This window comes from Bradyrhizobium sp. WSM2254 (assembly GCF_000472645.1).
GTDB lineage: Bacteria > Pseudomonadota > Alphaproteobacteria > Rhizobiales > Xanthobacteraceae > Bradyrhizobium > Bradyrhizobium niftali.
Genome location: NZ_AXAB01000077.1, coordinates 1 through 18,156 on the forward strand (window position 1 = coordinate 1; position 18,156 = coordinate 18,156).

An 18,156-nucleotide genomic window follows, 5' to 3' on the forward strand; every position below is an offset into this window, starting at 1 on the left:
GAACCCTTCCAGCGCCGCGCCCGGGTCTGCTGCTGAGCATAGCTTGGCTTGTAGCCGACCTGCCTGCCACGGTTCCGCCTCAGCTCCCGAGAGATCGTTGATGGCGGGCGATCCAAAGCTGCCGCGATTTGCCCGACCGAGTTGCCATTGGCCGAAAGGCGGGCAATCTCGCATCGATCGTCAAGGGAGAGCTGTTTGTAAGTCCGCCCCATGGCAACACCTCCAGTTGGAAGTGTTGCACTTCGTTTGTGAACTCAGGGGACCCATTACCCCGACTGTTTGTGTGGCGTTGCGCTGTGGCCATCAGGTTGCCCATTCCAGCATTCGGTGGTTATGGGTCCTGGCTTTCGCCAGGACGACACCGAATGTGCAGCGCTGTCGTTCCGCAAAATTCGCAGCTATAGAGCCCCCATGACCTCCGATCGTCTCTTCGTCTATGGCACCCTGATGCGCGGCTTCGACCATCCGATGGCGCGGCTGCTTGCCGGCCATGCGGAATTTCTGGGCGAAGCGACCTGCCGCGGCCGGCTCTTTCTCATCAAGCATTATCCGGGATTGCTGCTGTCGGATGCGCCGTCCGACCTCGTCCATGGCGAGCTCTTCCACATGCGTGTGCCCGACGAGCTGCTGCGCGAGCTCGACATGTACGAGGCTTGCGGCGAGGGCTTTCCGGAGCCGACCGAATATCTGCGCAGGCTGATCGACGTGACGCTGCCGGACGGCACCGCCGGCAAGGCGTGGACTTATGTCTACAACTGGCCCGTCGCCGATCTGCCCCGCATCGAGTCGGGGCGATTCCTGGATCACTAGAGCATGATCCGGAAAAGTGCGTAGCGGTCTTCCGACAAGATCATGCTCAAAAAACTAAAGCGCGATCTCTTCGCCTCTAGGCCGACAGCACTTCCTTCACCACGCGCACGTCGACCTCGTGCTCGACGTAAGTCCATTCCTCGGTGCGCCTGAGCATCGCCACCAGCTCCTCGAACAGCGAGGCGTGCGTGGGGGCGAACTCGAACCAGGTCAGGAAGTCGAAGGGGCCGCCGAGATCGCGGCAGTGATAGAGCTGCCGCGCGATGGCGGGCAGGAAGCGCAGGCTGCTGGCGATGTGGCGCGACCTGTCCTCGAAAATCTTGCGGCGCTCTTCCTGCGTCAGATCCCACCAGGCCTGCGATTTGCGGATCGGGATCAGCGCCGCGCTGGTTGCCTCGAGCCGGCCGAGCCCGGCCTGCACGGCCACGAGCTGCTGCTTCTCGGCGCGCTCGGTGTAGCGCAATGTGCTGGGAACGCCGACCAGCCGCCACGCATTGCGCGAGGGCACCAGCGGCAACGAGACGGCCTCGCTGTCGGTGACCGACAGCGCCGGCATGAAGGGCAGGGGCTCGCCCGTCACGGGCGAAATCGAGGTCACGCGCCAGCCCCCGCTGTGGCCGCCTCGAAAGGTCCTGAACATGGCCTATGGAAGCGTGGAACCGGGCCGGGTTCAAGGCCCCTCTGCCGTCATTCCGGGGCGCGCCTCTTGGCGCGAGCCCGGAATCCATCGCGCCGCCGGAACGTCGGGAGAAATGGATTCCGGGCTCGATGCTCCGGGCCGCGCTTTGCGCAGCCCGTCGCATCGCCCCGGAATGACCAATGAATGACGGAAAGGCCTGTGCATAGGTCGAATAACCCGGATAATCCTGACAAACCTGACTTTTGGGCGGGGCGCACCTATATCCCTGATCCTTCGCCCGACTCACACGGTTTCGCGCTAGACACACCCCATGCGCTTCACGCCCCAGTTCCTCGACGAGCTTCGTGCCCGGCTTTCGGTTTCCGAAGTCGTGGGCAAGCGCGTGAAGCTGAAGAAGGCCGGGCGGGAGTGGAAGGGGCTGTCGCCGTTCCAGCAAGAGAAGACGCCGTCCTTCTATGTCAACGACCAGAAGGGTTTTTACCACGACTTCTCCTCGGGCAAGCACGGCGACATCATCACCTTCGTGATGGAGACCGACGGCCTGCCGTTCGCCGAGGCCGTCGAGCGGCTCGCGAGCATGGCGGGCCTGCCGCTGCCGGCGGTGACGCCCGACGCGGCACGCCAGGAGCAGCGCCGCCGCTCGCTGCATGACGTCATGGACCTCGCCGCAAAATTTTTCGCCGAGACGCTGGCCTCGCGGCTCGGCGCCAAGGCGCGCGGCTATCTCGCCGACCGCGCGATCTCGCCGGCGACGCAATTGCAGTTCCGCCTCGGCTACGCCTCGCCGGATCGCTTCGCGCTGAAGGAGCATCTCGGCAAGCTCGGCGTGTCCGTTGACGACATGGTCGAGACCGGCCTGCTCGTCGGCGGCAACGACATCCCCGTGCCCTATGACCGCTTCCGCGATCGCGTAATGTTTCCGATCACCGATTTGCGCGGCCGCGTCATCGCCTTCGGCGGGCGCGCGCTGGAGAAGGACGTTCCGGCCAAATATCTGAACTCGCCGGAGACGCCGCTCTTCCACAAGGGCGACAATCTCTACAACCACCAGACCGCGCGCGCCGCCGCGCATAACGGCAGCGCCCTGATCGTGGTCGAAGGCTATGTCGACGTCATCGCCATGGTCACCGCGGGCTTTGCAGGCAGCGTCGCGCCGCTCGGCACCGCGCTCACCGAAAATCAGCTCGCGCTGCTCTGGAAGATGGCGGACGAGCCGATCCTCTGCTTCGACGGCGACCGCGCCGGGCAGAAGGCGGCGTATCGTGCGGCCGATCTCGCGCTGCCGTTCCTCGCGCCTGGAAAAAGCCTGCGCTTTGCGCTGCTGCCGGAAGGGCAGGATCCCGACGATCTCGTGCGTTCCGGCGGTCGCGGCGCGATGGAAGAGGTGATCGCGGCGGCGCGTCCGCTCGCCGACATGCTCTGGTCGCGCGAGCTCGAAGGCGGCAACTTCGCCACCCCCGAGCGCCGCGCCGCGCTGGAAGCGCGCATCAAGGAGCTCTCCAATTGCATCCGCGACGAGGTGGTGCGGCGCTATTATCGCCAGGACCTCGCCGAGCGGCTTCAGCGTACGTTTGCGCCCGAGACCGGGCGCGGCGGCTATGCCGGCCGTGGCAATTTTCGCCCCGGTCAGGGCGGCCGCCCGTTCCAGCCGCGGGGCGGCGGGCAGGCGAATCGATTCGGCGGTCAGGGGTTCCGCGGCGCGTCCGGCCCCACCCCGCTACCCTCCGGCCCCTACCAGGCGGCGAGCCCCCAGCTCGCGACAAGCCCGATCATGAAGGGACAGCGCAGCGCCATCTCCCGCCGGGAGGCGCTGATCCTGCAATCCCTGATCAACCACCCCTGGCTGCTGCACGAGCACCTCGAGGAGGTCGCCGCGCTGGAGCTGGCCCATCCGGAGGCCCACAAGCTGCGGGCCGGCATCATCGCCGCCTTCGCCAACGACCATCATCACTCACCGGACCCTGGCGAGCAGGCCGAGAAGATGCGGGCCGACATCGAAAAGGGTGGATTTTCGCAGCTTCTTCAAAGGGTTGAGAATGGCATCACGACCCAGGCGGTATGGGGCGCGCGCGAAGGCGCGGCGAGGGACGACGTTCTCTCCACTTGGCACCAGCTGGTTGCCTTGCATCGGCAATGGCATTCACTACTTAGGGAGTTGAAGGACGCCGAGCTGGCCTTGGGGGAGGACCCCAGCGAGGCCAATTTGGCGTGGCTGCGTGACGTCAAGGCTCGGATAGGGGAAGTCGACGGCACCGAGGCCCTGATCGAGGGTTTTGGCGAGCTGTCGGGCCGGCTCCAGAAGAGCGTGTGATGAAAGAATCATGCGGACGGCCGGGACCGGAACCGCTAAAAGACTCGCCAAATCCATGGTTTGGCGGCAAAAACAGGGTTAATCGAGGCTTAACGGTCTTGTAGCACTTTGGCCCAGAGGCGGCCGCAGGCAGAACAGACGCGTCAGGAATGAATCCGCGCGAACACTGTTGGCACTACACCTGCATCCGCTGCGACAAAGAGGCTCACGAAGCGTTAGGCAATTCCGGCGAGAGAAAGTTGGGGGTGGCGAGAGAAGTGCGCGCCGCCCTTTCCGTGTCGAGAGCTGACGAAGCGAGAGCGTCGAGCAACAGGTTCAAGTGATTTCAGGCAGGCGCGGCGAACGTCTGTGTGAAACGCGTTTAGGAGCAATGGATGGCCACCAAGGCAAAGACGCTGCAGGCGAAGGACAAGGAAAAAGACGACAAGGCAGCGGATGCTCCCGAGAAGGATTCCCAGGACGCGCCCTCGCCGTTGCTCGATCTGTCCGACGCGGCCGTGAAGAAGATGATCAAGCAGGCCAAGAAGCGCGGCTTCGTGACCTTCGATCAGCTCAACGAAGTCCTGCCGTCCGACCAGACCTCGCCCGAGCAGATCGAGGACATCATGTCCATGCTCTCGGACATGGGCATCAACGTCACCGAAGCCGACGATAGCGAAGGCGAGGAAGACAAGGACGAGGGCGGCGAGGACGAGACCGACAACGAGCTCGTCGAGGTCACCCAGAAGGCCGTCACCGAGGTCAAGAAGAGCGAGCCGGGCGAGCGCACCGACGATCCCGTGCGCATGTATCTGCGCGAAATGGGCACCGTCGAGCTGCTGTCCCGCGAAGGCGAAATCGCGATCGCCAAGCGCATCGAGGCCGGCCGCGAGGCGATGATCGCAGGCCTGTGCGAAAGCCCGCTGAGCTTCCAGGCCATCATCATCTGGCGCGACGAGCTCAACGAAGGCAAGATCTTCCTCCGCGACATCATCGATCTCGAAGCGACCTATGCCGGCCCCGAAGCCAAGGGCGGCATGAACACCGCGATGATCGGCGGTCCCGCTGGAGAGAACGGCGAGGCCACGGCCGAGGGCGGCGAAGCTACGGCAGTGACCGGCGGCGCGCCCGCGCATGTCGCCCCGCCCGCGGCACCGCCGGCGCCGACCCCGTTCCGCGCCGCGCCTGCCCCCGGCAACGGCGCCGAGGCCGAGAAGGATCCGGGCGAGGCCGCCGCCGAAGCCGACATGGACGAGGACGACGAGTTCGAGAACCAGATGTCGCTTGCGGCGATCGAGGCCGAGCTCAAGCCCAAGGTCGTCGAGATCTTCGACAAGATCGCCGAGAGCTACAAGAAGCTGCGCAAGCTTCAGGAGCAGGACATCCAGAACCAGCTCGAGAGCACCTCGCACGGTCCCTCGCTCTCGCCGCACCAGGAGCGCAAGTACCGCAAGCTCAAGGACGAGATCATCGTCGAGGTGAAGTCGCTGCGCCTCAACCAGGCGCGTATCGACAGCCTCGTCGAGCAGCTCTACGACATCAACAAGCGCCTCGTCTCGCATGAGGGCCGCCTGATGCGCCTTGCCGACAGCCACGGCGTCGCGCGCGAAGACTTCCTGCGCAATTACACCGGCTCGGAGCTCGATCCGCGCTGGCTCAACCGCGTCTCGAAGCTGTCGGCCAAGGGCTGGAAGAACTTCGTCCACCACGAGAAGGACCGCATCAAGGACCTCCGCCACGAGGTGCATCAGCTCGCCGCGCTGACCGGTCTCGAGATCGTCGAGTTCCGCAAGATCGTGCACTCCGTGCAGAAGGGCGAGCGCGAAGCCCGCCAGGCCAAGAAGGAGATGGTGGAAGCCAACCTCCGTCTCGTGATCTCGATCGCCAAGAAGTACACCAACCGCGGCCTGCAGTTCCTCGACCTGATCCAGGAAGGCAACATCGGCCTGATGAAGGCCGTCGACAAGTTCGAGTACCGCCGCGGCTACAAGTTCTCGACCTACGCCACGTGGTGGATCCGGCAGGCGATCACCCGCTCGATCGCCGACCAGGCCCGTACCATCCGCATCCCCGTGCACATGATCGAGACGATCAACAAGATCGTGCGCACGAGCCGCCAGATGCTCAACGAGATCGGCCGCGAGCCGACCCCGGAAGAGCTCGCCGAGAAGCTCGGCATGCCCTTGGAGAAGGTCCGCAAGGTCCTCAAGATCGCCAAGGAGCCGTTGTCGCTCGAGACGCCCGTCGGTGACGAAGAGGATTCACACCTCGGCGATTTCATCGAGGACAAGAACGCGATCCTGCCGATCGACGCCGCGATCCAGTCGAACCTGCGCGAGACCACCACGCGCGTGCTCGCCTCGCTCACCCCGCGCGAAGAGCGCGTGCTGCGCATGCGCTTCGGCATCGGCATGAACACCGACCACACGCTGGAAGAAGTCGGCCAGCAATTCTCGGTGACGCGCGAACGCATCCGTCAGATCGAAGCCAAGGCGCTGCGGAAGCTGAAGCATCCGTCGCGGTCGCGGAAGCTGCGGAGCTTCCTGGATAATTAATTCGGATCGTCATGCCCGGGCCTGACCCGGGCATCCATCCAACGAAAACGGCGGGCCGAAAGCCCGCCGTTTTTCTGTTGTGCTGATGATTGGCGTGTCCCACGGACACCGGCCTACTTCTTCTTTACCCCCACCCGGTCGAGGTTCTTGATCGCCAGCGGCGGGCGGCCGGATTTTTCGGCGATCTCGCGGTCCTGCTCCATGATGAAGCCGCGGGCGGGCTCGTCGCCCTCGAGGCCTCCGAGCAATTCCGCAGGGACGCGCCGGTTGGAGCGTTGGGAGCCGTCCTCATAGACGACGTTGAAAAAGGCGAATTCGCCTTTGGGATTGGTCCCGGGTTTCTTGGCCATGGCGGGCTTGTCGTCGATCAGGGCGCCATAGTCAAATGACTTTGGCGGGTTTTCCGGTGGTCAGGCGGACCATGCGGCGGCGGAATCGGCTGCGCGATCGATCGATGAAGTCTGTTTGCAGGATGGTCGGATGCGTCTGGCGCTTCGTAAAATCCGATGCGACCCTTCCCTCAATAAACGGCGGGCCGAAAAGCCCGCCGCTTATTTTGGGTCTTCAGCGTCGCCCGGGGCTGGCGGGGCGACAACCTAGGATAGAATATTATAATCTGCGCCATGCCGTGGCAAGATAAATCGCAGGAGCGTTGGTGTCGCGGTGAGCGCAGCAGATATGCGTCGGTTGCGAGCGCAGTTCCGATGTGCGCCGAAACAATTGCTTGGACCATCAAAACACTTTGTTCATCTTGTCTGTTCTCGCGATGCAGCGTGAGTTGCATTCTTGTAGGAACGCGCGTTCGGCTGCACGTCTTCCGGTTTGCGCGCGGACAATGTGATCCGGGTGTGCGGACGAGTTCCATCTTCCCTGTGCACACCTCAACGCAAGCGTTTGCGCTGCGCCAGTTCGTGGACGGCGCGCCGCGCGTGGTGTCCGCCGCCGCGCCCGCTATCCTCGTCCTTGCGTCCCTGCGCCATGATCGCGCTGCCCATCGCGGCGGAACCGAAGGTGATGAGGAACGAGGCGAGCAGCAGGAGAAGCGCAACGCCGCCTGCGCGGTCGGCGAGGATCAGCTCCCGCAGATGGCCGGGGTTGAGCCAGAGCAGGCCGCCGACGAGAAGCGTCGCGGCGCAGGCACCAATCGCAAGGTTGATGGCGAGCAGGCGGAAGAGGGGGATGCGGAGGAGGGCGGCGCGGGTTGGTCGAGGCTGCTGATGTTCGGCCATGGCGGTTCGCCTCATGATCGCATCGGCCGCATCAACCGATGGCGCTGCGCAGGCATCAACATTATAGCGGCAACTCTTTCCTTCGTCATTCCGGGGCGCGACAAAGTCGCGAACCCGGAATCCATTCATCCGCCAACACTGCCGCTCGATGGATTCCGGGCTCGCCCTTCGGGCGCCCCGGAATGACGAGAGAGCCCCTCACGGCGCCACCAGCTCCACCCGCCGGTTGAGCGCGCGGCCGGCGTCCGTTGCGTTCGAGCCGACTGGCGCGAGCAGGCCGACGCCGGCGGTGCGCAGCCGCGCCTGCGCGATGCGAAAGCTCTTCACGAGCTCGGCGGCGACTGCTTCGGCGCGGCGCTTCGACAGGTCGAGATTGTACTCATAGGCGCCCTGGCTGTCGGTGTGGCCGACGATGAAGACGTTGAGCTGCGGCTGGCTCGTCAAGAGCTTTGCGATCTGCTCCAGCGTCGGGCGGCTCTCGGGTTTCAGCACGGCCTTGTCGGTGTCGAAATAGATGCCGTAGAGCGCGATGTGGCCGGTCTCGCCAAGACCCTTGGCCATCGCGGCGGCATCGACCATCCTGTTCGCGATGGCGCCGAGCTCGGCGACGGTGACCTGCGCATAGATGTCCTGGTTGTTCTGGCTGACGATGACGCTGGCATAGGTCTCGCGCCCGCCCTCGCTCTTGCGGCCGGCAAAGTAGCGGTAGTTGAAGCCGTCGACCCACATCTGCGGGATCGGCAGCGTGTCGACGCTTTCCGTGAAGGGAATGGCGCCGCAGGCGTCGGTGTCGCAGGCGAGCAGGGTCTCGAAGCCGGCCTTGGCGAGCTGCGTCTCGAAATTGCGCGACACTTCCAGGATCGAGGGACCCGGATTGGTGCGATAGGCGATGCGGAAGACGCGCCCCTCGAGCCGCCGGGCGTCGGTCGGCTGGCCGTCCCTGAAGGCAGCCGCCTGCATCCGCGCGGCATCAAAATCCTTCACCACATAGCCGGTGATGACGCTGCCGGCGAACCGGCCGATGCCGGGATAGTCGCGGCTGCCGGCAACGTCGCGCGTCTGCGCGGCAGCGGTGGTGACGGCGAGAAGGGAGAGCAGGGCGAGGACAGCAAGCATCCGGTGCGGAATGGGCATGGTCATCTCGATCGGTTGGGACGGGGCGAGCGCTGTTCTTTAGTCGCGCCCGCCGCGAGATCGGTTCTGGCGAGGGCTTGTCGCTTTGACGCGAATCCTGTTCCCGGGCATGATCGCGCTGCCTTCCACGCACATTTCCCAAAGGATTCCCCGCATGTTGAGACCGCTTCTCGCCACCGCCTTCGTCGTGGGTCTGGCCGGCGGCCCGGCCGAGGCCGCGCGCTGCGGCGGCGACTTCAACAGCTTCGTCGCCAGCATGACCGCGGAAGCACAAGGTGCCGGCGTCTCGGCGAACGTGACCAGCGCGGCGTTCAGCGGCATCACCCAGGACGGCGCGGTGCTCGCCTTCGACCGGCGCCAGCGCTACACCTTCAACAAGAGCTTCGAGCAGTATGTTTCGACCCGCGTCGGGCCGGGCCGCATCAATGGCGGCAAGGCGCTGTTGCAGCGTCACGCGGCGCTGCTCTCGCGCATCGAACAGCAGTTCGGCGTACCCCGCTACATCCTGGTTGCGATCTGGGGGCTGGAAAGCGATTTCGGCAAGGGCGACATCGGCAAGCTGCCGGTGATCCGCACGCTGGCGACGCTCGCCCACGACTGCCGCCGCACCGAGCTGTTCCAGGGCGAGCTGCTCGCCGCCCTCAAGATCGTGCAGCGCGGCGACCTGCCGCTGCGCGACCTGATCGGCGCCTATGCCGGCGAGATCGGCCAGACCCAGTTCCTGCCGTCGTCCTACATCAAGTACGGCGTCGATTTCGACGGCGACGGCCACGTCGACCTCCGCCACAGCGTCCCCGACGTGCTCGCCTCGACCGCGAACCTGCTCCACACCAGCGGCTTCAAGATGGGCCAGCCCTACGGCGAAGGCACCGCCAATTTCGAGGCGATGCGGGAGTGGAACAGGGCGGTGATCTATCGCAAGACCATCGGGTATTTTGCCGATCGGCTGGCGGGGCAGTGAGGGTGGGAGACGCCTGATCCCCTAGTGTCGTCCCGGCGAAGGCCGGGACCCATACCGCGGAATCTATCCGTTGCGGACGGTGGAAGTACAGAACTGCGAGTCTTCGCCAAACTGAGTTCGGTGGTTATGGGTCCCGGCCTTCGCCGGGACGACGGCGGTGGGTGTGGCGGGCGGCGTCGCATCCCGCTCACTTCGCCCCCTGCGCCATCTTCTCCAGCCTCCGCTGCAACGGCGCCCAGTAGGTCCCCGGGCGGAAGCGCTGCAACAGGTCCATGAAGCGGGCATCGTTGCCGATCAGGATGCGCGGCTCGTTCCTCTCGATGCCCTTGATGATGCGCAGCGCGGCGTCCTTCGGCGTGGTCTTTGCTGCGTTCTCGAACCGCTCGATCATCTGCGAGCGGCGGGCATTGTCGGTGACGCCGACCCCGGTGCGCGAGCTGCGCGCGATCGAGGTGGCGACGCCGCCGGGATGCACGACCGACAGTCTTACGGGACTTCCCGCCACCGCGAGCTCGTGCCGCACGCTCTCGGAAAAGCCGCGCACGGCGAACTTGGCCGCGGCGTAGGCCGATTGTCCCGGCGGCGCGATGATGCCGAAGATGGACGAGACGTTGACGATATGCGCCTCGCCCTTCGTCTTCAGGTGCGGCAGGAAGGCGCGGGTGCCGTGCACCACGCCCCAGAAATTGATGTCGAACAGCCACTCCAACTGCGCCTGGTCGATCTCCTCGAACGTGCCCAGCAGCGCCACGCCGGCATTGTTGACGACGATGCCGAGCGACGGATGCGCCGCTGTCGCTTCGCTGGCGAACTGCGCGATGTCGCCGGGCTCGCTGACGTCGACGCGATGCAGGGTGACCTTGCATGCCTTCTCGCTTCCTCCGCCGATCTCGGCGGCGAGCGCCTTCAGCCCGGCCTCGTCGCGATCGGCGAGCGCAACGTCGCAGCCACGCCGGGCGAGTTCGATGGCGAGTGCGCGGCCAATGCCGCTCGCAGCTCCGGTGATGGCGGCGGCGCCGCGAATCGCAGTCATGGATCCCCCCTCAAGCTCCGATTTTGGAACTATGATTTACATTTTTTCAGAATGGAACCGAACCGTATTCGAGTTGGCTCCTTAACGTAAGTTACTTGGACGCAGACAGGCAGCATTGGGAGTCGCCGATGGGACAATCAAGACCATTTCCTGCAACGGCACTCGTAGTTGAAGACGACCCCATGCAGAGGGAAATGCTCAGTCTCCTGCTGGAAGAGAGCGGCTATCAGGTCATCCAGTGCGAGAGCGCCGAAGCGGCCGAGCGCGTGCTCGAGAAGAGCGCAGGCGCAATTTGCCTGATGCTGACCGACGTGCAGCTGGCCGGCCGCATGAACGGCGTCGAGCTCGCCCATCTCGCCAAGGGACGCAATCCCAGGCTCGACATCGTCGTCACCTCCGGCCGTCCGCTGATGCAGCCCTTGCCCGACGGCGCCAAGTTCTGGGCCAAGCCCTGGGCGCCGCTCGACGTGCTGCGCGAGGCCGAGCTCGCGCAGCTGGCCTGACGGTGACGGTGTCAGAACTGTTTTGTTGGCAGGGCAGGCGTGTTCTCAACCCGTCCTCCTGACGGCTGATCCCGGGGCGCCGCTTTCTTGCCGTGAGGCAGGATGATAGGGTCCGCTCATGACCTGGTCCTTCCTGCTCACCTCGCTGATCGTCGTCGCCTCGCCCGGCACCGGCGTGCTCTACACGCTGGCCGCAGCGCTCACGCGCGGCCCGCGAGCCAGCGTCGCCGCCGCCTTCGGCTGCACGCTCGGGATCGTGCCGCACATGATTGCAGCCATGCTGGGACTTGCCGCCGTGCTCCACACCAGCGCGCTCGCCTTCGCCGCGCTGAAATGGTGCGGCGTTCTCTATCTGCTCTACATGTCCTGGCAGGCGCTGCGCGAGCGAGGTGCGCTGGCGGTGGAGGGCGAGATCAGGGAGCGGTCGAGCGGCCGGGTCATCGTCACCGGCTTCCTGATCAACATCCTCAATCCAAAACTGTCGATCTTCTTCCTCGCCTTCCTGCCGCAGTTCATCGCGGCGGACGAGGCCCATGTGCTGGCGCGGATGCTGGAATTGAGCAGCGCCTTCATGGCGATGACCTTTGCGGTGTTCGTCGTCTACGGCCTCTGCGCCGCATCCGTGCGCGAGCGCGTCATCTCCCGCCCGGCGGTGATGACCTGGCTGCGCCGCAGCTTTGCCGCCGGCTTTGCCGCACTCGGCGCCAAGCTCGCGTTTGCCGAGCGGTAGGCTCTTTCTTCTTTACCTCTCCCCGCCTGCGGGGAGAGGTCGCATCCCATCGAAGATGGGATGCGGGTGAGGGGGTACAGGTCCCTCGACAACCTCACTTGCGGAAGCGCCCCTCACCCCACCCTCTCAGCGCGAGCGAAGCTCGTCGCGGCCCGAAGAGCGGGGCGAGGGAGCGAGACAGCGGGGCCACCCAATAAAAAAGCGGGCCTTGGGCCCGCCATCTCTACTCTCTCAACCTTACCCGACGCCCGGGCAGAGCGAGGCTCTACCCGGGCAAAGAACATGCTGGCTACTTCTTCTTCGCGGCCTTCTTGGCCTTTTTCTTCGTCGCCTTCTTCGCCTTCTTCGCTTTCTTAGCCATAGTATCCTCTCAAGGGTTAATGGTGGAACGCGACACGAGGGATGCTCGGCGGAGGGCCAGCCTCGCAACATCCTCGACGACAAACTCAGCAGATTCGCAGGTCTCTGCCCCGCGCCGTCATATCTGTGTCATCACGTTATCCACAGCTCAGATGCGTTTTCGGGTGCTTTTTGCCCGCGAATCCGCTCCGCGCGGATCGCGATGCGACCGCACGAGGTCGACGGCAACATGCCTAACGATCCGACAATCCGCGCGCCGTTCATGAATCCAAAACCAAAGGAGCGCATTGGAGGATCGCAGTGAGACTCCGTTAAGTGCAACCCGCGCATTGTTCCCCGCAAGAAAACGGGGACGGGTCATGGACGGACGGCTGCCAGGGATGGGGGGCGGGGCGCTACGCGCGCTGCAGTGGCCATGCTGAACGTACCGACACTCTGGACGGTCTTCGCCGTCAACTTCCTGGCGCTCGGCCTGATCTGGGGCTACGTGACGCGCTCCTATCCGAAATTCGCGGCCGCACGGTTCTGGATGGCATCGGCCTTCGTCGCCGCGGCCGGCGCGATGGCGGCCCTGGTCCGCCTGTTCGTCTCGTCTCCCTTGCCGCTGCTGTTCGGCGCTGCCGGTGTCGTCGCGGCGAGCTGTCTCGCCGCGATGGGCATTCAGCGCTTCTACGACCGACCGGTGTCATGGCGCCTCATGATCGTGACGGGCACCTTGAGCCTCGGCGGTGTCGTCTTCTTCATGGTCGGCTTCGAGAACATGCAGCTGCGCATGCTCAGCTACACGATCGGCCAGGCCCTGCCGCTGGTGCTGTCGCTGCGTCTGTTGCTGTTGCCGCCCGAAGGCCACGTCAATCCGGGCGCCCGTCTGGCCGGCATCGTCATCATCACCATCATTGCGATCTTCCTTGCCCGTGCGGTGGGCAATCTGCTCGGCCACGATTTCTCGGCGGTCGCCGGCGGTCAGACCCATGCCGTCCTGGTGCTGGGGCTCCTGTTCCTGTCGATGACGCTCAATTTCGGCTTCCTCCTGATGGCGATGGACCGGCTGCGTGGCGAGGTCGCAGACCTCGCGCTGCTCGACGATCTCACCGGTGTCGCCAACCGGCGCCATCTGTTGCAGCGCCTGTCCGAGGAATGCGCCCGTTCGGAGCGCAGCGGCGAGCCGTTCTCGCTGCTGGTGATCGATCTCGACGGCTTCAAGACCATCAACGACACCCATGGCCATGCCGCGGGCGATGCCTGTCTCCAGCACTTCACCTTGATGGCGCAGACGCGGCTGCGGCCCGGCGACATGCTCGCCCGCACCGGCGGCGACGAGTTCTGCATCGTGCTGCCGTCCTCTTCCATGCGCGAGGCGGCCGCAATCGCCCGCCGCGTGCTCGAGGTCTGCCGTCGGGACGCCGCGGCCTGCAACGGCAAAGACATCCCGATCGCGATCTCGATCGGTGTGGCGCAATGGGATCGCGGCGTCGGCCAATTCCCGGAGCGCCTGATCGCGCATGCCGATCACGCCCTCTATGCCGCCAAGAAGAACGGCAAGAACGACTTTGCCGTCTACGATCCCGCGCCGCCGCTCGCGCCCGAGCCGAACGGCACGGGCGAAGCCGTGCGCAATTTCGCCTGATGGCGTGCTAGGCTCGGGTCCGCATTGGATCCTTGATGATGATGTCTCGCCTGCTCGCGGCCATTCTCGCCGCCCTTCTGATCGCACCCGCCGCCGCAACCGACGCCGAACTCGCAAAGCTCGCGCGCGCCTCCGGCACGCCCGACATTCCCGGCCTGAAGGTCGTCTGGCTGGCGCCATGGGGTGACGTCCACAGCGCAAGACCCTGGCGCAACATCATCGTGCACCAGTCCGAGGGGCCGGCCGGCTCGGCGCGCGGCGGTGCGGCGGAGCAGTCGAAGAACCCGACGCGGCGCGGCGTCACGGTCTGGGTCGAGACCGACGGCACGGTCTATTGGGCGGTGGCGGAGAACCTGGTGCCGACCCATGGCGACGGCGCCAACCGCAACGACAACAAGTACATCGACAACAGACCGACCTATCGCCAGGTGGTGCGCGACAATTCGATCGGCGTCGAGTTCGCCGGCAATTATCCCGATGTCGCCGCCGGTCCCACCGAGGCGCAGGTCGCGGCGTGGAAGATCCTCGTCAAGGTGCTGCGTGCGCGCTACGACATCCCGCTCGACCGCGTCTATGCGCACAACTGGATCGACTACAAGGACGCGCGCTATTGCGAAGGCTGCTGGCTCGCGACGCTGGCGAGGACATGGGGGGAGTAGCTCGCGTGTCATTCCGGGGCGCGCCGCTTGGCGCGAGCCCGGAATCCATTCATCCACCAACTCTGATGCGCGATGGATTCCGGGTTCGCGCTACGCGCGCCCCGGAATGACGGGAGGGGTTACACCGCCTCCGCCATCCAGCCGAACAGCCGCCGGATCAAACCCGGCCGCCGCGGCAATTCCGGCGGCTCGTCCGCTGCGAGCACGCGTTTGAAGAAATAGTCCAGGAACACCATGTCGTTCGGCTCGGTGACGGTGAATTTCTCGTCGCCGAAGTACACGCTGTAGTCAAAGAAGAACGGACCCATGATCGGGATCGTCGCGGTCGAGGCGTAGTCCTTGGCGATCACGAACTCCGCGGGATCGAGCCCGTGCTCCCGCATCGCCTGCTCGACCAGCGGCAGCTTGCGCATGAACTGGGCGGAGAAGCCGCCGACGGTGGATTGCAGGATGATCGACACGGCGCGTCCATTCGCTTGCTGTTGTCGGTCCGGTCTTCTTGGGTCGGTTCGCCGGACGCGCGGGTTCAAGGCCAGCGCGGTCTAAGTCAGCCAGGGGAGGGGACTGTGATGGCCGTCTCGTTCGGCTGCGCGGCGAATGCCGGTCTTTGCAGGGCGGCGCGATCAGGCGGCATCATTGAGCCGCAAACACAGCTGTCATCGCCCGGCTTGACCGGGCGATCCAGTATTCCAGGGACCTACGTTGGAGAACTCGCTCTCACCATGGGCGCCACGGCGTACTGGATGCCCCGCTTTTGCGGGGCATGACACCGAATGTGGAGAGCGACACCTCCCCAACAAAAAAGCCGGCGTTGCCGCCGGCTTTTCCGTCTCTTTCGATCCGCCAATCTCTGGCGCCAGCGAAGCCCGCTTAATGCGCGGCTTCCAGCGCGGCCTGTTCCGCCCTTGCGATCGTGCCCTTGACCGCGGACTGCACCTTCTCGAAGGCGCGGACCTCGATCTGGCGGACGCGCTCGCGCGACACGCCGAACTCGGCGGCAAGGTCTTCCAGCGTCATCGGCTCATCGGCGAGGCGACGGGCCTCGAAGATGCGGCGTTCGCGCGGGTTGAGCACGCCCATGGCGCCGTTCAGCGCGTTACGGCGGTGATCATACTCCTCGTGCTCCGCCATCATGGCTTCCTGGTTGGGCGTATTGTCGACCAGCCAGTCCTGCCATTCGCCGGCTTCGCCGTCGTCGCGGATCGGCGCGTTGAGCGACGCGTCGCCACCGAGGCGGCGGTTCATGTCGATCACGTCCTGGTCCGTCACGCCCAGCCGCTTGGCAATGGTCGCAACCTGGTCGGGGCGGAGATCGCCCTCGTCCAGCGCGTTGATCTTGCTCTTCGCCTTGCGCAGGTTGAAGAACAGCTTCTTCTGGTTCGCGGTGGTGCCCATCTTCACGAGCGACCAGGAACGCAGGATGTACTCTTGAATCGACGCCTTGATCCACCACATCGCGTAGGTGGCGAGACGGAACCCCTTCTCGGGTTCGAAACGCTTCACCGCCTGCATCAGGCCGACATTGCCTTCCGAGACGACCTCGGAGATCGGCAGGCCGTAGCCGCGATAGCCCATGGCGATCTTGGCCACGAGGCGGAGATGGCTGGTGACGAGTTGGTGCGCCGCGTCGCGATCGTCATGCTCGCGCCAACGCTTGGCGAGCATGTATTCCTGCTGGGGTTCCAGCATCGGGAACTTGCGGATCTCGGCGAGGTAGCGAGAGAGGCCGGATTCTCCATTGAGCACCGGCAAAGCAGCGGTACGGGCCATGGTTGAGCCCTCCAAGGTTCAGGCCCCCGATAGCGGCGGGCCAGGCAGACGACCGCTGTGTTAAAGCCGGCCGTAGCTGCGATGTTCCGCGTTGGTCATTTCCAACGCAGGCGCAATATACCCCATGGGGGGTCAAAAAGGGAAGGATTGCTGACGTCACGTCCCCGTGTGGCAGCTATAACTTTTTGTAATGTAACGCTTTTCCTAACGAGGCTGCGTCATAGCGCCGCTTTCAGCGTGCCCTCCAGGAGAAGCAAATCCTCCGGCAAAGGCGCCTCCCAGTGGAGTAATTCTCCGGACCTGGGGTGCTCCAATACCAGCAGATAAGCGTGCAGGGCCTGCCGTCCGAGCGCCGTCAAAGCGGCTCGCGACTCCGGGCCGAGCTGGTTGGCCTTGGTCTTGAAATGCGGGCCATAGACGGCATCGCCCATCAGGGGATGACCGGTATGGGCGAGGTGGACGCGGATCTGGTGGGTGCGCCCGGTCTCGAGCTCGCAGGCGAGCAACGCCGCGATCGGCTTGCCGTCGCGCCCGGCGAAACTCTCCAGGATCTCCCAATGCGTCACCGCCTCGCGGCCGCCCTGGCGCACCGCCATCTTCTCCCGCGCATACGGATGGCGGTCGATCGGCGCATCGACGGTGCCGCGATGCCGGTTCGGCACCCCCCAGGCGAAGGCCATGTAGCCGCGCCGCATCGCGCCGGTGCGGCCATGGTCGGCGAACTGCGCCGACAGCGAGGCATGGGCGAGGTCGTTCTTGGCGACCACCATCAGTCCAGTCGTGTCCTTGTCCAGCCGGTGCACGATGCCGGGCCGGCGCACCCCGCCGATGCCCGACAGCGTCGAGCCGCAATGGGCGATCAGCGCATTCACCAGCGTGCCGGTCTCGTGGCCGGCCGCGGGGTGCACGACCAGGCCCTTGGGCTTGTTGATGACGATGATGTCGTCGTCCTCGAACACGATATCGAGGGCGATTTCCTCGCCCTTCGGCTCCGCGGGCGCGGCCTCCGGCACGTCGATTGTGATCGTATCGCCGTGACTGACGTGATAAGCGGGGTCGCGGATGGCGGAGGCCTTCAGGCTCACCGCGCCCGCCAGGATCAGGGCTTTCAGCCTCGATCGCGACAGGTCCGGCAGGCGCGCCGCCAGCACGCGGTCGAGCCGGGCCGAGCCCTCGTCGCCGGCGACGACCACCTCCAACCTTTGCGCAGAGCCTGAGTTTTCCATGACGACGTCTGATACCGCTGTTCCCGAACCGACCCCCGAGCAGGCCGCGCTGTTCGCGCGGGTGCGGCGGATGATGCTGATCGCTGGGTTGACCACGGCGCTGGCGATGTGCGCCGTTCTGATCGCCGTGGGCTACCGCCTTTTCAAGTCGGAGGGAAGGGCGCCCGAGCCGGTGGGCGACATCACCGCCACCCTGCCCAAGGGCGCCAGGATCGTGTCGACCGGGGTCGCCGGCGACCGCCTCGTGGTCACGCTCGATATCGGCGGGGTCACCGAGATTCGCACCTTCGACGCCCACACGTTGAGGCCGGCCGGAAAGCTGAAATTCGCCAATGAGCCGTAGGGGTGGCCCGGGCAGTCGCCCAAATTTCCACCGTCGTCCTGGCGAAGGCCAGGAGGTGGATTCACACTCGAAGTGCAACAGTTGAGAGGAGAAGGCCTCTGCCGGGGTTCTGAAGTCAAGGCATTTGCGCGGGGTGTTGTTGTAGGTGGCAACGGACTGGCGGAAGCGCTTGGTTGGGAGCTTTTCGAGGTCGGTCTTTCGGGGGATGAAGCGGCGCAAGCGGCCGATGGCGTTCTCGATGCCGCCCTTTTGCCACGGCGCGTGGGGGTCGCAGAAGAAGGTCTTC

The 18,156-nt window shown here is 65.1% G+C and carries 20 protein-coding genes; 11 read left to right on the top strand and 9 right to left on the bottom strand.

Annotated elements, in window-relative coordinates; genetic code table 11:
- Positions 1-212 (bottom strand): helix-turn-helix domain-containing protein (locus A3M7_RS47825; protein WP_156936965.1); only part of this gene is annotated, 212 nt, incomplete at its 3' end.
- 199 nt (positions 213-411) lie between these two features.
- On the opposite strand from A3M7_RS47825, the gene A3M7_RS0136750 reads away from it, so the two are divergent.
- Positions 412-810 (top strand): gamma-glutamylcyclotransferase, encoded by a 399-nt coding sequence (locus A3M7_RS0136750; protein WP_027548362.1) that lies wholly within the window; start codon positions 412-414, stop codon positions 808-810.
- A 76-nt stretch (positions 811-886) separates the two neighbouring features.
- Here A3M7_RS0136750 and A3M7_RS0136755 read toward each other — a convergent pair whose 3' ends face one another.
- Positions 887-1,450, bottom strand: coding sequence for a chlorite dismutase family protein (locus A3M7_RS0136755; protein WP_027548363.1), 564 nt, complete (start codon positions 1,448-1,450; stop codon positions 887-889).
- A gap of 310 nt (positions 1,451-1,760) precedes the next feature.
- On the opposite strand from A3M7_RS0136755, the gene dnaG reads away from it, so the two are divergent.
- Both dnaG and rpoD read left to right on the top strand, forming a co-directional pair.
- Positions 1,761-3,761 carry a DNA primase gene (dnaG, locus tag A3M7_RS0136760; protein WP_027548364.1) on the top strand — a complete coding sequence of 667 codons (2,001 nt, stop codon included), beginning with the start codon at positions 1,761-1,763 and terminating at the stop codon, positions 3,759-3,761.
- A gap of 374 nt (positions 3,762-4,135) precedes the next feature.
- Positions 4,136-6,295 carry an RNA polymerase sigma factor RpoD gene (gene rpoD, locus A3M7_RS0136765; protein WP_027548365.1) on the top strand — a complete coding sequence of 720 codons (2,160 nt, stop codon included), beginning with the start codon at positions 4,136-4,138 and terminating at the stop codon, positions 6,293-6,295.
- 113 nt (positions 6,296-6,408) lie between these two features.
- On the opposite strand, the gene A3M7_RS0136770 is transcribed toward rpoD, so the two are convergent.
- Complete coding sequence (locus tag A3M7_RS0136770; RefSeq protein ID WP_027548366.1) at positions 6,409-6,645, bottom strand: hypothetical protein; 237 nt, start codon at positions 6,643-6,645, stop codon at positions 6,409-6,411.
- 531 nt (positions 6,646-7,176) lie between these two features.
- The gene (locus A3M7_RS50075) at positions 7,177-7,524 is read right to left on the bottom strand and encodes a hypothetical protein (protein WP_027548367.1); all 348 of its coding nucleotides are present in this window, start codon (positions 7,522-7,524) and stop codon (positions 7,177-7,179) included.
- On the opposite strand from A3M7_RS50075, the gene A3M7_RS50080 reads away from it, so the two are divergent.
- A complete protein-coding gene (locus tag A3M7_RS50080) occupies positions 7,513-7,710 on the top strand; it encodes a hypothetical protein (protein ID WP_198033886.1) in 198 nt (65 codons plus the stop codon). The genes A3M7_RS50075 and A3M7_RS50080 overlap by 12 nt on opposite strands.
- Positions 7,711-7,722: 12 nt before the next feature.
- On the opposite strand, the gene A3M7_RS0136780 is transcribed toward A3M7_RS50080, so the two are convergent.
- Positions 7,723-8,658, bottom strand: coding sequence for an OmpA family protein (locus A3M7_RS0136780; RefSeq protein ID WP_245284407.1), 936 nt, complete (start codon positions 8,656-8,658; stop codon positions 7,723-7,725).
- Positions 8,659-8,812: 154 nt separating this feature from the next.
- On the opposite strand from A3M7_RS0136780, the gene A3M7_RS0136785 reads away from it, so the two are divergent.
- Positions 8,813-9,619 carry a lytic murein transglycosylase gene (locus tag A3M7_RS0136785; protein ID WP_027548369.1) on the top strand — a complete coding sequence of 269 codons (807 nt, stop codon included), beginning with the start codon at positions 8,813-8,815 and terminating at the stop codon, positions 9,617-9,619.
- A 187-nt stretch (positions 9,620-9,806) separates the two neighbouring features.
- Here A3M7_RS0136785 and A3M7_RS0136790 read toward each other — a convergent pair whose 3' ends face one another.
- Complete coding sequence (locus A3M7_RS0136790) at positions 9,807-10,652, bottom strand: SDR family oxidoreductase (protein ID WP_027548370.1); 846 nt, start codon at positions 10,650-10,652, stop codon at positions 9,807-9,809.
- Positions 10,653-10,780: 128 nt separating this feature from the next.
- Here A3M7_RS0136790 and A3M7_RS0136795 point away from each other — a divergent pair, with 128 nt between their 5' ends.
- From A3M7_RS0136795 to A3M7_RS0136810, 4 genes are all read left to right on the top strand, one after another.
- A complete protein-coding gene (locus A3M7_RS0136795) occupies positions 10,781-11,155 on the top strand; it encodes a response regulator (RefSeq protein WP_027548371.1) in 375 nt (124 codons plus the stop codon).
- 118 nt (positions 11,156-11,273) lie between these two features.
- A complete protein-coding gene (locus tag A3M7_RS0136800; protein WP_027548372.1) occupies positions 11,274-11,885 on the top strand; it encodes a LysE family translocator in 612 nt (203 codons plus the stop codon).
- A 775-nt stretch (positions 11,886-12,660) separates the two neighbouring features.
- Positions 12,661-13,872, top strand: coding sequence for a GGDEF domain-containing protein (locus A3M7_RS0136805; protein ID WP_027548373.1), 1,212 nt, complete (start codon positions 12,661-12,663; stop codon positions 13,870-13,872).
- 35 nt (positions 13,873-13,907) lie between these two features.
- Positions 13,908-14,531, top strand: a complete 624-nt coding sequence (locus tag A3M7_RS0136810; RefSeq protein ID WP_027548374.1) for a peptidoglycan recognition family protein — start codon at positions 13,908-13,910, stop codon at positions 14,529-14,531.
- A 119-nt stretch (positions 14,532-14,650) separates the two neighbouring features.
- Here the strand turns inward: A3M7_RS0136810 and A3M7_RS0136815 are convergent, their stop codons facing one another.
- The 3 genes from A3M7_RS0136815 to A3M7_RS0136825 all read right to left on the bottom strand — a co-directional run bounded on the left by A3M7_RS0136815 (position 14,651) and on the right by A3M7_RS0136825 (position 17,527).
- Positions 14,651-14,992: a hypothetical protein gene (locus A3M7_RS0136815; protein ID WP_027548375.1), complete on the bottom strand. Its 342-nt coding sequence runs from the start codon at positions 14,990-14,992 to the stop codon at positions 14,651-14,653.
- A 409-nt stretch (positions 14,993-15,401) separates the two neighbouring features.
- A complete protein-coding gene (gene rpoH, locus A3M7_RS0136820) occupies positions 15,402-16,301 on the bottom strand; it encodes an RNA polymerase sigma factor RpoH (RefSeq protein WP_027548376.1) in 900 nt (299 codons plus the stop codon).
- Positions 16,302-16,519: 218 nt separating this feature from the next.
- Entirely contained in the window at positions 16,520-17,527 is a 1,008-nt protein-coding gene (locus tag A3M7_RS0136825) for an RluA family pseudouridine synthase (RefSeq protein WP_027548377.1), read from the bottom strand.
- Here A3M7_RS0136825 and A3M7_RS0136830 point away from each other — a divergent pair.
- Together A3M7_RS0136830 and A3M7_RS50325 are read left to right on the top strand one after the other, a co-directional pair.
- Positions 17,526-17,870: a hypothetical protein gene (locus A3M7_RS0136830; RefSeq protein WP_027548378.1), complete on the top strand. Its 345-nt coding sequence runs from the start codon at positions 17,526-17,528 to the stop codon at positions 17,868-17,870. The genes A3M7_RS0136825 and A3M7_RS0136830 overlap by 2 nt on opposite strands.
- 72 nt (positions 17,871-17,942) lie before the next feature.
- The coding region (locus tag A3M7_RS50325) for a hypothetical protein (protein ID WP_210164307.1) at positions 17,943-18,156 on the top strand (214 nt) is incomplete at its 3' end.

Coding starts and splice junctions, on each gene's coding strand:
- A3M7_RS0136750 (WP_027548362.1), top strand. CDS start 412: ATGACCTCCGATCGTCTCTTCGTCTATGGCACCCTGATGCGCGGCTTC.
- A3M7_RS0136755 (WP_027548363.1), bottom strand. CDS start 1,450: ATGTTCAGGACCTTTCGAGGCGGCCACAGCGGGGGCTGGCGCGTGACC.
- dnaG (WP_027548364.1), top strand. CDS start 1,761: ATGCGCTTCACGCCCCAGTTCCTCGACGAGCTTCGTGCCCGGCTTTCG.
- rpoD (WP_027548365.1), top strand. CDS start 4,136: ATGGCCACCAAGGCAAAGACGCTGCAGGCGAAGGACAAGGAAAAAGAC.
- A3M7_RS0136770 (WP_027548366.1), bottom strand. CDS start 6,645: ATGGCCAAGAAACCCGGGACCAATCCCAAAGGCGAATTCGCCTTTTTC.
- A3M7_RS50080 (WP_198033886.1), top strand. CDS start 7,513: ATGTTCGGCCATGGCGGTTCGCCTCATGATCGCATCGGCCGCATCAAC.
- A3M7_RS50075 (WP_027548367.1), bottom strand. CDS start 7,524: ATGGCCGAACATCAGCAGCCTCGACCAACCCGCGCCGCCCTCCTCCGC.
- A3M7_RS0136780 (WP_245284407.1), bottom strand. CDS start 8,658: ATGCCCATTCCGCACCGGATGCTTGCTGTCCTCGCCCTGCTCTCCCTT.
- A3M7_RS0136785 (WP_027548369.1), top strand. CDS start 8,813: ATGTTGAGACCGCTTCTCGCCACCGCCTTCGTCGTGGGTCTGGCCGGC.
- A3M7_RS0136790 (WP_027548370.1), bottom strand. CDS start 10,652: ATGACTGCGATTCGCGGCGCCGCCGCCATCACCGGAGCTGCGAGCGGC.
- A3M7_RS0136795 (WP_027548371.1), top strand. CDS start 10,781: ATGGGACAATCAAGACCATTTCCTGCAACGGCACTCGTAGTTGAAGAC.
- A3M7_RS0136800 (WP_027548372.1), top strand. CDS start 11,274: ATGACCTGGTCCTTCCTGCTCACCTCGCTGATCGTCGTCGCCTCGCCC.
- A3M7_RS0136805 (WP_027548373.1), top strand. CDS start 12,661: ATGCTGAACGTACCGACACTCTGGACGGTCTTCGCCGTCAACTTCCTG.
- A3M7_RS0136810 (WP_027548374.1), top strand. CDS start 13,908: ATGATGATGTCTCGCCTGCTCGCGGCCATTCTCGCCGCCCTTCTGATC.
- rpoH (WP_027548376.1), bottom strand. CDS start 16,301: ATGGCCCGTACCGCTGCTTTGCCGGTGCTCAATGGAGAATCCGGCCTC.
- A3M7_RS0136830 (WP_027548378.1), top strand. CDS start 17,526: ATGACGACGTCTGATACCGCTGTTCCCGAACCGACCCCCGAGCAGGCC.
- A3M7_RS0136825 (WP_027548377.1), bottom strand. CDS start 17,527: ATGGAAAACTCAGGCTCTGCGCAAAGGTTGGAGGTGGTCGTCGCCGGC.